14 protein-coding genes are annotated in these 13,944 nt (G+C 47.3%); 5 read left to right on the top strand and 9 right to left on the bottom strand.

Annotated features, from left to right (window positions below; all coding sequences use genetic code 11):
- Positions 1–17: 17 nt before the first annotated feature.
- From X965_RS05185 to X965_RS05195, 3 genes are all read right to left on the bottom strand, one after another.
- Positions 18–350, bottom strand: coding sequence for an SMR family transporter (locus X965_RS05185; protein WP_004235527.1), 333 nt, complete (start codon positions 348–350; stop codon positions 18–20).
- Between the two features lie 97 nt (positions 351–447).
- On the bottom strand, positions 448–1,668 hold the full coding sequence (locus X965_RS05190; protein WP_004235526.1) for a sugar transporter: 1,221 nt from the start codon (positions 1,666–1,668) through the stop codon (positions 448–450).
- Positions 1,669–1,802: 134 nt separating this feature from the next.
- Positions 1,803–2,246, bottom strand: coding sequence for a hypothetical protein (locus tag X965_RS05195; protein WP_236595556.1), 444 nt, complete (start codon positions 2,244–2,246; stop codon positions 1,803–1,805).
- 356 nt (positions 2,247–2,602) lie between these two features.
- On the opposite strand from X965_RS05195, the gene X965_RS05200 reads away from it, so the two are divergent.
- Entirely contained in the window at positions 2,603–4,171 is a 1,569-nt protein-coding gene (locus tag X965_RS05200) for an ATP-binding cassette domain-containing protein (RefSeq protein ID WP_036417307.1), read from the top strand.
- A 31-nt stretch (positions 4,172–4,202) separates the two neighbouring features.
- On the opposite strand, the gene X965_RS05205 is transcribed toward X965_RS05200, so the two are convergent.
- The 4 genes from X965_RS05205 to X965_RS05220 form a co-directional block, all read right to left on the bottom strand.
- Positions 4,203–4,406 carry a hypothetical protein gene (locus X965_RS05205; protein ID WP_024473206.1) on the bottom strand — a complete coding sequence of 68 codons (204 nt, stop codon included), beginning with the start codon at positions 4,404–4,406 and terminating at the stop codon, positions 4,203–4,205.
- 97 nt (positions 4,407–4,503) lie between these two features.
- Positions 4,504–5,796, bottom strand: a complete 1,293-nt coding sequence (locus X965_RS05210; RefSeq protein WP_024473207.1) for a phosphoserine phosphatase — start codon at positions 5,794–5,796, stop codon at positions 4,504–4,506.
- A 222-nt stretch (positions 5,797–6,018) separates the two neighbouring features.
- A complete protein-coding gene (locus X965_RS05215) occupies positions 6,019–6,573 on the bottom strand; it encodes a hypothetical protein (RefSeq protein WP_024473208.1) in 555 nt (184 codons plus the stop codon).
- 173 nt (positions 6,574–6,746) lie between these two features.
- Positions 6,747–7,346, bottom strand: coding sequence for a pentapeptide repeat-containing protein (locus X965_RS05220; protein WP_004235518.1), 600 nt, complete (start codon positions 7,344–7,346; stop codon positions 6,747–6,749).
- A gap of 429 nt (positions 7,347–7,775) precedes the next feature.
- On the opposite strand from X965_RS05220, the gene X965_RS05230 reads away from it, so the two are divergent.
- The 4 genes from X965_RS05230 (at position 7,776) to ttcA (ending at position 10,882) form a co-directional block, all read left to right on the top strand.
- Complete coding sequence (locus tag X965_RS05230; protein WP_225310078.1) at positions 7,776–8,069, top strand: hypothetical protein; 294 nt, start codon at positions 7,776–7,778, stop codon at positions 8,067–8,069.
- 922 nt (positions 8,070–8,991) lie between these two features.
- Positions 8,992–9,369, top strand: coding sequence for a helix-turn-helix domain-containing protein (locus X965_RS05235; protein ID WP_004235515.1), 378 nt, complete (start codon positions 8,992–8,994; stop codon positions 9,367–9,369).
- A 53-nt stretch (positions 9,370–9,422) separates the two neighbouring features.
- Positions 9,423–9,764 (top strand): helix-turn-helix domain-containing protein, encoded by a 342-nt coding sequence (locus tag X965_RS05240; RefSeq protein WP_004235514.1) that lies wholly within the window; start codon positions 9,423–9,425, stop codon positions 9,762–9,764.
- A 191-nt stretch (positions 9,765–9,955) separates the two neighbouring features.
- Positions 9,956–10,882 carry a tRNA 2-thiocytidine(32) synthetase TtcA gene (gene ttcA, locus X965_RS05245; RefSeq protein WP_004235513.1) on the top strand — a complete coding sequence of 309 codons (927 nt, stop codon included), beginning with the start codon at positions 9,956–9,958 and terminating at the stop codon, positions 10,880–10,882.
- Between the two features lie 274 nt (positions 10,883–11,156).
- Here ttcA and zntB read toward each other — a convergent pair whose 3' ends face one another.
- Both zntB and X965_RS05255 read right to left on the bottom strand, forming a co-directional pair.
- Positions 11,157–12,140 (bottom strand): zinc transporter ZntB, encoded by a 984-nt coding sequence (zntB, locus tag X965_RS05250; protein ID WP_004235512.1) that lies wholly within the window; start codon positions 12,138–12,140, stop codon positions 11,157–11,159.
- A gap of 88 nt (positions 12,141–12,228) precedes the next feature.
- A complete protein-coding gene (locus X965_RS05255) occupies positions 12,229–13,863 on the bottom strand; it encodes an ABC transporter substrate-binding protein (RefSeq protein WP_036417309.1) in 1,635 nt (544 codons plus the stop codon).
- Positions 13,864–13,944 lie beyond the last annotated feature (81 nt).

Consider the following 13,944-nt stretch of genomic DNA (forward strand, 5'->3'; position numbering starts at 1 on the left):
ATAGCTGCGGATGCAGCTCAGTGAACACTGCTTTTCGAGAATAAATTTATCACTAATACACCCGCAATAATGAGAGCCATCCCGATAACTGCGGGTAAATCCAGTTTCTGGTGATAGATAAAATAAGCGGCGGCAGAGACAATCACAATCCCCATTCCGGACCAGATAGCATACGCTATCCCCAGCGGCATCATCCGCACCACCTGAGACAGTGCCCAGAACGACACACAATAACCGATAACCACCACGACCGACGGTATCAGCCGGGTAAAACCGTCCGCCGCCCGTAACATTGAGGTCGCCACCACTTCTGCGCCCACGGCCAGCGTCAGCCACAATAAACCATTCATAAATCACCCGTTCATATCTTTATCACTCAGTAAGGCGGATATTATAAAGAAATCAGAAAAAAAATCCCGCAGCGAAACGGTGCGGGATATGATTAATTTATGACGGATTATGCGAGGTAATACGGCTCTCCGCTTTCGGCCTTTGTATAAACAAGGCCCGGTAACGGCTGAAAACAAACAGTGAGATAAGCACACCCGCCACAGCAAACACCGCCCCGGCATAACCTATCTGTTCCATTCCCATATGAATAATCACCTGATTACCAAGCAGCGCCCCGCCGCCGATACCGATATTAAAAATGCCCGAATAAACAGACATCGCCAGATCGGTGGCATCCGGTGACAAATCGATCACTTTGACCTGTAATCCCAGCGCGGTACACATCATACCGATCCCCCAGACAACCCCGAGGATAATCAGCGCGGTATCGGTCACGCGGCTGGTCATCAGCAGCATCAGGCATACCGTCAGTAGTGTTATCGCAGCAGGCAGAAACAGCAGCGGCAGCCGGGTGTTGTAACGGCTGAAAATCACACTGCCGATAATCCCCGCAGCCCCGAAAATCAGCAGAAACAGCGTGGCGAAATCCTGTGACTTCCCGGCAACGGTCTGCACAAACGGCTCAATATAGTTATAAGCAGTGAAATGCCCGGTTACCACAATCGCGGTCAGCACAAAAATCCCCACTAACGCCGGTCGTCTGAACAAAACCGGAATACTTTTCAGGGAGCCGGAATGCTCACTCGGCAGCAGCGGAAGAAAACGCGCCATTGCCGCCATGGTAATCAACGCCAGACCGCCGATACAGAAGAACGTCATCCGCCAGCCGACCCACTGCCCGATAACACGGCCAATCGGCAGCCCCAACACGGTTGCCAGCGCCGTACCGGTCGCCAGCAACCCTAGTGCCTGAGATTTTTTACCGGGAGGAGCCACCCTGACAGCCAGCGATGCGGTGATCGACCAGAACACCGCATGTGCCAGTGCGACACCGATCCGGCTGACCACCAGCACATCAAAACGCTGCGCCAGCCCGGACACTATGTGGCTTATCACAAATACGGTAAACAACCAGAGCAGCAATTTGCGCCGCTCAATACGCGCCGTCAGCAGCATCAGCGGCAGCGACGTCAGCGCCACCACCCAGGCATAAATGGTGATCATCAGTCCGGTCTCTGCGGGTTGCATCGAAAAACCCGCCGAGATATCACTCAGCAGTGCAACCGGAATAAATTCAGTGGTATTAAATACAAATGCCGCCACCGCAAGTACCATTACCCGCAGCCAGGCCTGATTTCGTGACAGGGTTTCAGTCATTATGGTCCCCCGTAAAGAAAAGCTGTATCGATACAGCTTTTGAGCAGAAAAGTGTGACCATGGTAACACATGTGGTTTTCACGGGAAACGAGGGAACAGAAGCAAATGCCCGGCATCAGCGCCGGGCAAACGCATTATAACGCGCGTTTTGACTGTTCCGGGATGGCATCAAAAATCGCTTTTAACTGTGCTTTTTTCAGTGTCGGCCCGACAATACGGACACGGCGGCTGTTTGCCGGATGATAGCTAAGAATATAAGAGTCCGTGGAAAACGAGACCATTAACGCCTTCAGCCCCTTCACTTCCTGCAGGGAGAAATGGCCGCCGTCAAACGGCATTGCCACCACTTTACCGACAGCGATTTTGGATGTCAGTTTATCGCCGTACACTTTAATCACCGGGAACTGCGCGATATAGACATACACCGTCAGACCCAGTGCAGCAGCCACACCCGGCATCCGTGTCTGAAATAAGTATGCCAGTGCGATATAAAGCACAATAACCACAAAGAATGTAATCACACAGGTGATAATCCGGTGTTTCTGATCAACCTGATATACCGTTTCTGCTGAACTCATAACCCATCCTGTTACTGAATTTCCGCTGCCGGAAAATAAAAAAATCTCAAGGCCGGACAGAATAACGAAAATACCGGCGATTGACAGTAACATTCCGGGAAAAAATCATTCCTGCGTACTCTGAGGAAATCCCGGAAACCGGGGGTTTACAATCCGGTATTTATTTGACACCATTGCCGCAGTTCATTTCCCCTGAGGATGTCTGCCGACATGATTTAATTGCCTGAATCCCATTGCTGTATCATCCGCGTTTTTATTAATGCGTTGTTTTGATATCGGGCAGGCAGCTATCCTCGTCATCATTTTCTTTTATATCCGGCATATCCGCCTGCCCCTGTTTATTCAGGAGCTTTTGTATGTCCGTACAATGCCATTTTTCTCACTTATCAGTGACATTTAACGATATTCCGCTGTTTGATAACATCAGCGGTACATTAACCCGTCAGGTTCAGGGGCTGACCGGTCATAACGGGCGCGGTAAATCCGTACTGATGTCGCTGCTCGCACAGCAGCGGCAACCGGCCTCCGGCACGATCAGCTGGCAGGTACCGTTTTATTATGTGTCGCAGCTGACCCGCCTTTCCGGTATCACACTGGCGGATGCACTCGGAACCGCAGAAATTCTGGCCGCACTGCGCCGCACAGAGGACGGCACCGCCACCGCGGAGGATTATGATTTTCTGGCGGATAAATGGGATATGCCGCGACAACAGCAATCCCTGCTGGAAAGTGCGCAGCTGGCGCATCTCCCGGCGGACACCCTCTGCACAAGTCTGAGCGGTGGTGAGCAAACCCGGCTGGCACTCTGCCGCGCCTTTTTGCAGCCGCGCGCCTTTCTGTTACTGGACGAACCCGGAAACCATCTGGATGCCGCCGGACGCTGCTGGCTGAGTGAGCAACTGCGGAATCATCCGGCCGGCGCACTGGTGATCAGCCACGAGCGCCGTTTGCTCGACACCATGCAGCGAATTTTTGAACTCACGCCGTCAGCACTGGAAGAGTACGGCGGCAATTACACCCATTATGCGGAGCAGAAAGCCTTTCAGCTCAGCGCATTACAGAGTGAAGAAAAACAGTTACAGTCGCAGCTGAACAGAGAAAAAACGGAGTTGCAGCGCACACTGGAAAAAAAGGCGCAGCGCCGCCGTCAGGGAGAGAAAGTCCGTTTATCCGGCTCCTCCTCTGCCCTGCTGCTGGATATGAAAAAGAATAAAGCAGAGAAACAACAATCAAAAATAACCGGCCGCCATGACCGGGTTATGACTCAGCGGGACAGTCAGCGCCGGGAGGTGAATGAGAAAATACAGCATATCACCCCGCAGATGCTGGCCTTTAATTATACCGGAGAGCAAAAACGGGTGCGGATCAATGCCCGTGATCTGATTTTACCGTCCGGCACACAGGAGCCGCTGTCGCTGACTATTTCCGGCGGTGAACACTGGCATATTGCCGGGCGCAACGGCTGCGGAAAATCCACATTACTGAAAGTACTGGCGGGCCTGCTCACTGCAAAATCCGGGGATTACTCCCTGCACGGCCGTCTGCGATATATGGATCAGCATCTGGCGCTGCTGAATAAAGCCCTGCCGGTCACAGAAGCACTGTGTGAGTTTGATCCTGCCATTCCGGCACAGACCTGGCGCACCCATCTCGGGGCATTGCGGATCAGGGGTGATAAGGGATTAATTCCGTTGTCACAGTTAAGCGGCGGTGAACAGCTGAAAGTTACATTGCTGGCATTAACATTATCCGAACCTTTGCCGGATATTTTATTGCTGGATGAGCCGGATAATCATCTGGATCTCGATTCCCGGTTATTACTGGAAAATGTGCTGCGCAGTTATAAAGGGGCATTATTACTGGTCAGTCATGATGAGGCATTTACTGAAAATTGTGCCATTACCCATACACTGGCATTATCCTGAAAAAGAATACGGCGGTAATCCCGCCGTATTACTACAGTTTACAGATATTCACGATAACATAACGTGCCGCGTTAATATTATGCTTTGCCGCATCGGCGGCAGCGGCATTGTGAAACAGCGCGATAAAACGTTCCGCTTCCGTTCTGCTGATATCGGTATTAATAGCCACATGGCTGCGGAATAGTACCGAGCCGGTTAACCCCAGACCTTCATAACACACAATATATTTATCCATATCCTTCTGAATTCCTTATAATGATATCTATTTACTATCATAGTGTGTATTACCGGCCGGGGTTATCAGTATTTCCTTAAACTGACAGTCAGTGCTGTTATTTTAACGCCCGCCCTTCTTTGGCACCCAACGGGGTATGAAGCTGTGACGGTACAAATACACCGGTGCTGTCATTACGTCCCTGCAATAATACTTTGGCATCCTTTTGACCGTGCTCTTTAACTGCCTGTTTTGATAACTGCCCGATAATGCTATCCGGTGAACGCAGGCGGTTAATAATCAGCACCACATCCGTATCAGGGAAGTCAGACATCATATTCTGGTCGCCTTCACTGTCACCGGCGACTAATAACGGCCCTTTACCGGCATATTTATCCTGAATAAACTTACGGATAGTCTCTGTTTTCCCTTTGCCCTGAGTCTGCGGATAAACCGGATCCAGATCGGATGTCAGTTTATTATCTTTGGTGCGCAGTAAATGCATGGCAAATACCTGTGACTCCGGTACAGAATACGGCGGTTGTGTGACAATCGATTTAATCACTTCCAGGTTCGATGCGGAAATCACATAGACATCAATACCGGATTTTTGCAGCACCTGATACAGATCCTGCATTTCCGGCACCAGACGGAAACCATTATGCCAGTCAATTTCAACAATACCCGCCTGTCCCGGTAACGATTCAGGGCTTTCCCATACCACGCCTTCAACCGGCTCTGATTTCTGCCATTCAATGGTTTTAGCGGTAATATCCGCAACCTGCTCCGGTGTCATATTCATAAATAAATAGGTGACCCACGGATAGGAAACGGCATGATCAAATGTGCCGCCGATTGCCGCATATAAATAGCGCATTTTGGTGATGAAATTCTGATAATGCGGCGATTTTTTAATTTCAGACAGCGGCTTATCACCCTTCAGACCATCATAGTTGTCATACAGCCACTGGTAACTTTCCAGAATATCAGCTCCGACCTTCTCAATATTGACCGGTTTACCATCTTTATTGTTGAACTCAGCGGAAAAATTGCCGGCCGGAATATCTTTGAAAATAACAGATTTCAGTTCCTGCGGTGTCATGGCAAATAACAGGTGTTCAAGCTGATAAATCATCACCGCTTCTTCAATATCCAGAAATGCCGTGGTGTTATCAAAGTCAAACACCGCATAATAGGTATGTGCCGGTGATTGTTTTGCTTTGGCGATCATGGCATCCAGGCGCTGTTTATTAAAACTGTCCCACTGCCCCTGCTGTAACACCGCTATTTCTGTCACAGCCTGCGGTGCGGCAGCGGCATTCAGAGAAACAGTCTCAGCCTGTGCAGTCATATTCAGTGACAACATACCAACAGCCAGTGCAATTGCACTGTAACGATTAATAAATTTCATTGATAATCCCCTTTGAAATAAAAAAACTGATAAAAGGGATACCACAGGCTATTTTTTTGCTGTATCAAAAATCAGCAACGGATGACATTAAGCGAAACTGATCACACTCTTTTACCGGGAGTGTCAGGAAATATGCTGATGACACCGGGTTACCATACCCGGAGAATAAGGAAGGAACGGTGCTGAATCATAGTGATAATATTCAGCACCGCAAGTACCTGTTTATTTCAGTGTATACATGGTCAGCACAGTATAAGTGACATCTTTTTCATCATTTATCTGTACCAGATTGGCATTACTGACCACGCCCACCACAACCTCGGTATCTTCTGATTCATATTTGCGCTTAAACTGACCGATTTTTCCCTTGGCGACTTTTGCCAGGAACGGCGTTTTGCGATCATATTCTTCATTTATCCCGGCCGGTTTGCCGTAGATTTTCTCCATCTCCGCATTTACTTTATCGTACTCATTCAGTAATGCGGCCTGATCATGGCTCCAGACACCAAAACGGGATATTGCATTTAATTTTTGCCCTCCCGGTGAAAAGACCATCATAAAGAATTGCTTTTCAACATCCGGTGATGCCAGTGAGCTGCATAATTGCCCGCCATCACGGGTTTTTGTGCAGTCAAAATCGTCCAGATTCAGGGCTTTTAATTCTGCGGGCGTCTGCCCCCATGTAAAGCCCCAGGGTGCTTCCGGTGTTTTACTTCCTGTACCTGCGCAGCCGGATAATAATGCGGCCATAATCCCTGACAGAATAAATTTTCTCATTGCCCCGCCAGTATACATTGAGTTACTTATTACTGATCATACCAAAGACCGGCAAGTGACCAGAAGCCTTACTGTCGCTTTATTCATCAAAATCAGATTTGATGAAGATGTTACTGCGTAATTATACGCTTTATTCAGCAGATATCCGGTATATATACCCGGAGCCGCACGATTTAATCAGCCAGGCGGATATCAAGCACCCGCAGCAGATTCAGGGCTTCGTATGCGGAAAATGTGGCTTTGGCAGTTTTATTTTCACGGATATCGATATAAAAAGAGTGAGAGCCGGAAAGATCCGCCCCTTCCAGATTAGTGTGCATAAACAGTGTGTCGGTTAAATCGCAGTCATGCATAACGGATTTATTCAGCTCCGCCTGTCTGAAATCGGCATTATGGATCCGGCAGGACTCAAAGTGCGATTCATGCAATCTGAGGTCAAAAAAGTTATTACTGTCCAAAATGCACTCTTTGAACACCAGCTGAGAATAAAAATCAAACTTCGGCCAGTATGCTTTTGTCCAGTCAATACCAATCATTTTCGTTCCGGTAAATTCAGTGCCGGAAAACCGGGTTTCCGGAACGGCCAGCAGACTCATATTGCACTGCTCAAACACACAGTCAGTGAAACGGCACTGCTGCGCAACCGCCGAGCTGAAATCACAGCGGATAAAGGTGCAGTCCTCAAACACCACACCACGGATTGTCTGATCACTGAGATCGGCTTTTTCAAACCGGCTGCCGGTATACTCATGATTATTCTCAATAACTGTCATTATCCCTCTCCGCCGGTGTGTTGTTTTATTCTCAGTTGCTCCCTGTAAATCTCCTGATTTTCACGGATAGTATTTACGGTGCTGTTTTTATAAGGGTCATCGTTATTCTTTTCATATTTTTCCGGTTGTGTACCCTCTGAAACACATCCGGACAGAATCAGTACAATAAACAGGCCCGGTATTTTTTTAGTCACTCTGTTATTCCTTTTAATAATATGGCTACGTGAATAAACGGATATTACGCACCAATACGTAATCTGTATTGGTACAATTTAACCATTTTACACAACATTCAGATTATTCTACCTTTTAAAAAAGGGAAATGCTGTAAACCTTCACACCAGCATAAATCATATGATTTTCGTAGATGAGGTAAGTATGTCTGTCAGCAATAAGACTGTTTATTCTGTATGCTCCAGATTAACCCTGATGGTTATGAAGCTGACCGGCCTTGAGCGGGTTATTACTGTCGGCCAGTATTTTGAGCGGGCAACAGATAAATCACTCCTTCAGCGACTGATTGAAGAAAACAGAGATCTCAGCACACCGTTCTCAGCACTGGATAAGACAAACAAGGATTGCAAAATTGAGCTGATTGAATATCTGAATACGGCAATCCGTGAATACGCTGCATCCGAAATAAAGGAAAACTACGCTGCACTGAAAAACGGTAATCTGCTGGTTGTAAAAACATTCAATACGGTTATGCAAAATCACGCTTAAATTTTATCCGTTCTCATGGCTGTCACAGGGATCTGTTGTCAGCCATAACATATATTCCGGTGACCTTACTGATGCATTGAATGATTAAAAGAAGGTAATAACGAATAATATCGCAGGTTTTTATTACTTCCATCCCGGACGGTTGCATTATTGTTATAATTGTTTCCATTCAGATACAAACAAGCGTTTAATTTTTCCTCCTTATAACGAATTATCATTTTTAATAAACAATACTCCGGTATGAACGGAAAAGAACAAAAAGAGAATATCATTATCAACACAATGAAATAAAAGATATTTTTGAGTTAATCATGACTCATAAAAGTAAAGAAAAACAAAACATTAAGATATTAAAACTAAAGATATTGATGCTTTTGCCGTTATCTTTTCAATCCCCCGGCGGATATCTGATTTTTACAATTACACATCTTTTTGTGACGAGCGGAAACACAGGGTCATACACTCTGTAAATCTTTTAGTTTTACTTATTGTTATATAATTATCTGCACAAAGGCATACTATTGTCGTAAATGTTGACATATTCCATTATTATAATTACAAAAAGAATATCATCATATTGCCCTCTCTTCAGTGAAACCCGCAAAATGCGTATAACTACAACACAGAAGTGTTATTTGTCACATCACCAGAAATTGGTTTTGTTTTCTTCTTTAAAATCAAATGAATGCATAAAAAATCAAGCCAATTTATTCCTTTTTTATATGCGTTGTAATATCTGCATATTTCCAGTTTTTAATTTTACTTTTTATTCTTTTGTACATTTTTATTGCGGATTTTATTTATTGACAACCATTATAAGGCTTGCATATTATGCACAATATACTGTTTTTGCCTTGCAGATATTTCCTATAATAGTATTTAAAATATACATTAAGTTTAATGACGTCCTGATGGTATCTTTATGCAGCCCGATAATTGCCACGCACTTAGTTGTCAACACCAGGTCTTTAAAAAGGAGCTTCATGCAGTTATAGGCCAGGAAATTAGAATATTACGAAAATCAAAAGGTATCACCGGCCATGAATTAGGTTCAATAATACAGCTATCGCAGCAGCAGATATCCCGTTACGAGAATGGTGACAGTGCTATTCCGCTGGATACACTGATATTAATACTGCGTATTTTTAATATATCGCCGGAAAAATTTATACACAGAGTGTTATTTATCTTAAACAGAGATCCTGATTCAAAAAAACTATTATCCCATATGTCGAATCATCTTAATTCTTATACTGACGGCAGTTATCTGGGAACATTTGAACAATATAAACACAATTAACATAATTACTATATTTAAGATTACACACAGCTTTTAATTTAAGGGCATAGCATATGAATGAGAGAGAAATCAGCCTCTTTATCGGTCAGCAAATTTCACGGAAAAGAAAATCGCTGGGATTATCAGGTATGGCACTTGCCGAATTACTGGGTTTAAGTCAGCAGCAAATATCCCGCTATGAACAGGGCATTACCAATATAAGAGCCAGTACATTACTGCAAATCGCTTTTTTGTTTAATGTTGATGTAAAAAGTTTTTTTACTGATTGTATCGAAAAAAACAGCAAACTGAGTTCACTTAACTATAAAGAGAAAAAGAGTCAGGAAACAGACTATGACACGATCACTATTGATATGAAGAGCAGAGGAAGGGGTAAAATCCGCAGTAAAAAATAACCATACCAGAGAGTACCAGCAGCCCGCCCCCGTCATCCCGGATCATTCCGTTCCGGGCTGTCATCCTTTTTAATCCATACGTATCCGAATCCCCCGTCCTTCTGCTATCATTGCGTCCTTATTTCAGATTTCCGTTGCCGTGCGGCCGGCCTGACACAGGCACCAGCCAAACCCGTTAAGAACAGTAAGACATGAATACACCGAAAGAACAGTACAACATCAATAAATTGCAAAAGCGCCTGCGCAGCCATACCGGCAAAGCAATCGCAGATTTTAATATGATTGAGGACGGCGACCGCATCATGGTTTGCCTGTCCGGTGGCAAAGACAGTTACACTCTGCTTTCCATTCTGCAGAGCCTGCAGCAGAGCGCCCCCATCCGTTTTTCCCTGGTGGCGGTGAATCTCGATCAGAAGCAACCGGGTTTCCCTGAGCATATTTTGCCGGAATATCTGGAAAAACTGGGCGTTGAATATAAAATCGTCGAAGAAAATACCTACGGGATTGTGAAAGAAAAAATCCCGGAAGGGAAAACCACCTGTTCCCTCTGCTCCCGTCTGCGCCGGGGCATTTTGTACCGCACCGCGACTGAGCTGGGTGCAACCAAAATCGCCCTTGGCCACCACCGCGACGATATTCTGCAGACCCTGTTCCTGAATATGTTTTACGGCGGCAAACTCAAAGGCATGCCGCCGAAGCTGATGAGTGACGACGGTAAACATGTGGTGATCCGCCCGCTGGCCTATTGCCGTGAGAAAGATATTGAGCGTTTCGCCGAAGCCAAAGGGTTCCCGATCATTCCGTGTAACCTGTGCGGCTCTCAGCCGAACCTGCAGCGTCAGGTTATCAAAGATCTGCTGCGCGACTGGGATAAACGCTATCCGGGCCGGATTGAAACCATGTTCCGTGCCACACAGAATGTCGTATCATCACATTTATGTGACACTGAATTATTCGATTTCAAATCTATCCATCACGGCAGTGAAGTCGTCGACGGTGGTGATCTCGCATTTGACCGCGAAACTCTGCCTGTTCAGCCGGTATGGGAAGATGAGGATGATGACGGCGATAGCCCGGATTTCACAGAATTACGTCTGGATGTGACGGAAGTGAAATAATCACGCTGTTATAGTGCCGTGCCACGGAGGGTACGGCCTGAATATTGGCGGGTTTGTTTCAGGCAAAAAAAAAACCGATGTATAAAATACACCGGCATGATAATGGTCAATATTCTGTATAAGAACTCAATATGAGAAAAACTACAATTATGGAGCACAACGTTCATCGCTCAACGTTGTATTCACCTGCGGGAGTAATAGTGCCCTAACCGGGCGTGGTATTTCTTGATATAGCTCAAGTCCGGTACGTAAAATCATATAAAAATACACGTTTTTACAACCAGTTACTCTTACGTAACCACCAGGCAACAAATCCGATAACACCCGCCAGTCCCACACAGAACAAACTGAAAGCAAACGGGAAATCGCCCCCCGGGATCCCGCCGAGGTTGACCCCGAACAATCCGGTCAGAAAGGTTGTCGGCAGAAAAACCATCGCCAGCAGTGACATGGTGTAAGTACGCCGGTTCATCGCATCCGCCATCATATTGGTGATTTCATCCGAGATAACCGATGTCCGCGCGATACAGGAGTCAATATCGTCAATAATCCGCCCCAGGCGGTCACTGACATCCGTCAGCTGATGTCTGTCCTGCTCTGAGAGCCAGGTGTAACGCTCGGAGGCCAGCCGGGAAAACACATCGCGCTGCGGTGCCATGTAGCGGCGCAGGACAATCAGCTGCTTGCGCAGCAGTGCCAGCTCCCCGCGGGCCGGAATATGCTGATCGAGTATCGCATCTTCCATATCAATCAGGGTATCGTGTAAGTCCTCAATAAAATCTGCCACTTCGTCGGTGATGCAGAACGCCGCTTCCGCCAGCCATTCTCCGGTATTTTTTGCACCTTCACCGTTTTGTAAATCATCCTGAATGGTCTGAATGGAATGCACTTTACGGTGGCGGGTGGAGATAATATAACTGCCGCAGATCCAGATACGGAATGCCACCAGTTGGTCAGGCCGGTCGCCGTCATTATTGTTGATGGTTTGCAGGGTAATTAATGCACCCTCACCAATACGGAGTGTCCTGGGGCGGATAACATTGTTTGTCAGCCCGTCACGCGCCTGCGGCGGCAACAGTTCCGTTTCACGCAGCCAGCGCTGGTTATCCGCGGATAAATAGTCCAGGTGCAGCCACACCGGTTCTTTTATCCCGGCAACGGCGTTGACATCCACCGGCGTACAACCGCCCTCTCCGTCAAACTGCACCCGGCAGATGGGATCTGTTCCCTGAAAAGCGGATCCGTACAAAGCGCTCATGCGTCTCTCCCCATTGTCCGTGAAAACAGCTGCTGAGTGTGTTCAGCCGGTTCCTGCAGCCGTCCGCAGCAGGGAACCGGAGGCAGGGTTAGTGTTTAATAATATAGAGATTATGGCTGTATGCCACATCTTCCGGATTATTGACCGGATATCCCTTCAGCCACGGTTTAATCAGACGTCCGTTGGTGTACTGGTAGATTGGTGCTATCGGCATGTCTTCCGCCAGCAGTTTTTCGGCGTCGTTATAGTCGGTATTACGGGCGTTATCATCCGTTTCCAGCGCAGCAGTTTTCAGCAGAGCATCATATTTTTCATTATGATACTGCGCGATATTGCCGCTGTGTGTGCTGGTCAGCAGAGACAGGAAGGTTGACGGCTCGTTGTAATCGCCGACCCAGGAGGCGCGGATCACATCAAAATTGCCGGTATTGCGGCTGTCGATATAGGTTTTCCATTCCTGATTGACCAGCTTCACTTCCGCGCCCAGTTTTTTCTTCCACATCGAACCGACGGCAATGGCAATTTTCTGATGGTTTTCCGAGCTGTTATACAGCAGAGATAATTTCAGCGGATTGTGCGGCCCGTAACCGGCGGCGGCCAGCAGCGTTTTTGCCTGGCTGTCGAGCTCATCCTGAGTAAATTTCTGGTACAGGCCCGGCTCCGGTGTAAACCCGGCAGTGACATCCGGCGTGAAATGCCAGGCCGGTTTTTCGCCCGTGCCCAGCACTTTCTCTGCGATCACCCTACGGTCAATGGTCATGGAAAGTGCCTGCCGCACACGCGGGTCGTTTGTCGGTGCCCGCTGCGTGTTAAAGGCGTAATAATAGGTGCCAAGCTGATCCGGGATATAAATCTGATCCGGAATCGCCTGTTTCAGTTTCTGATACTGATTTTTCGGGAATGATTCCGTAATGTCGAGATCATTGGACAGATAGCGTTTGGTGGCCTGGGATTCATGGTTAATCGGCACAAAGGTAACCGATGTCAGCACCGTGTGTTTGTGATCCCAGTAATGCGGGTTCGGCGTCAGAACAATTTTCTCATTCACCACCCTATCATGCAGGACAAATGCCCCGTTGCCGACCAGATGCCCGGTGCGGATCCAACTGTCGCCGTATTTCTCAACAACCGCGCGATTCACAGGGAAAAGGCTGAAATTGGCCGCCAGATTCGGGAAGTACGGCACAGGACGGTCTAACGTGACCCGCAGAGTCCGGTTGTCAACAGCTTCAACGCCGAGGGTTTCCGGCAGCATTTTGCCGTCGATAATCGCCTGCGCATTTTTAATGCCGGCCAGCGGTGCAAACCAGGCGAAGGTAGAGAGATTTTTCGGGTTAACCAGCCGCTGCCAGCTGTAGACAAAGTCCTGTGCGGTCACCGGTGAGCCGTCAGACCAGCGGGCATCGTCACGCAGGCGGAATGTCCATACCTGATTGTTGCGGGTCTCCCAGGAGAGAGCGACACCGGGCACCGGTTTGCCGTCCGCACCCTGACTGATCAGCCCTTCAAATAAATCACGCAGGATCTGAGCTTCGGTCAGACCGACCGCTTTAATCGGGTCCAGAGACGCGGGTTCATCCTTCAGATGACGATAAACAGATTGTTCTTTTGCCAGCTGTGTTCCTGCGGGGATCTCCGCCGCCGTTGCACAAAACAGTGAAGAAAACGTGAAAAACGTCCCGGCAAGAAGTGCGGAACGGGAAAATTTTGCTGGCCTGAACATAACGGGCGCCTTGTATTAAAAATGGTAAACCGATAGATTATCTGATGATTACCGAAACACAACAACCGGATATTACATTTT

Origin of the sequence: Morganella sp. EGD-HP17 (assembly GCF_000512315.2) — a bacterium.
Classification (GTDB): domain Bacteria; phylum Pseudomonadota; class Gammaproteobacteria; order Enterobacterales; family Enterobacteriaceae; genus Morganella; species Morganella morganii.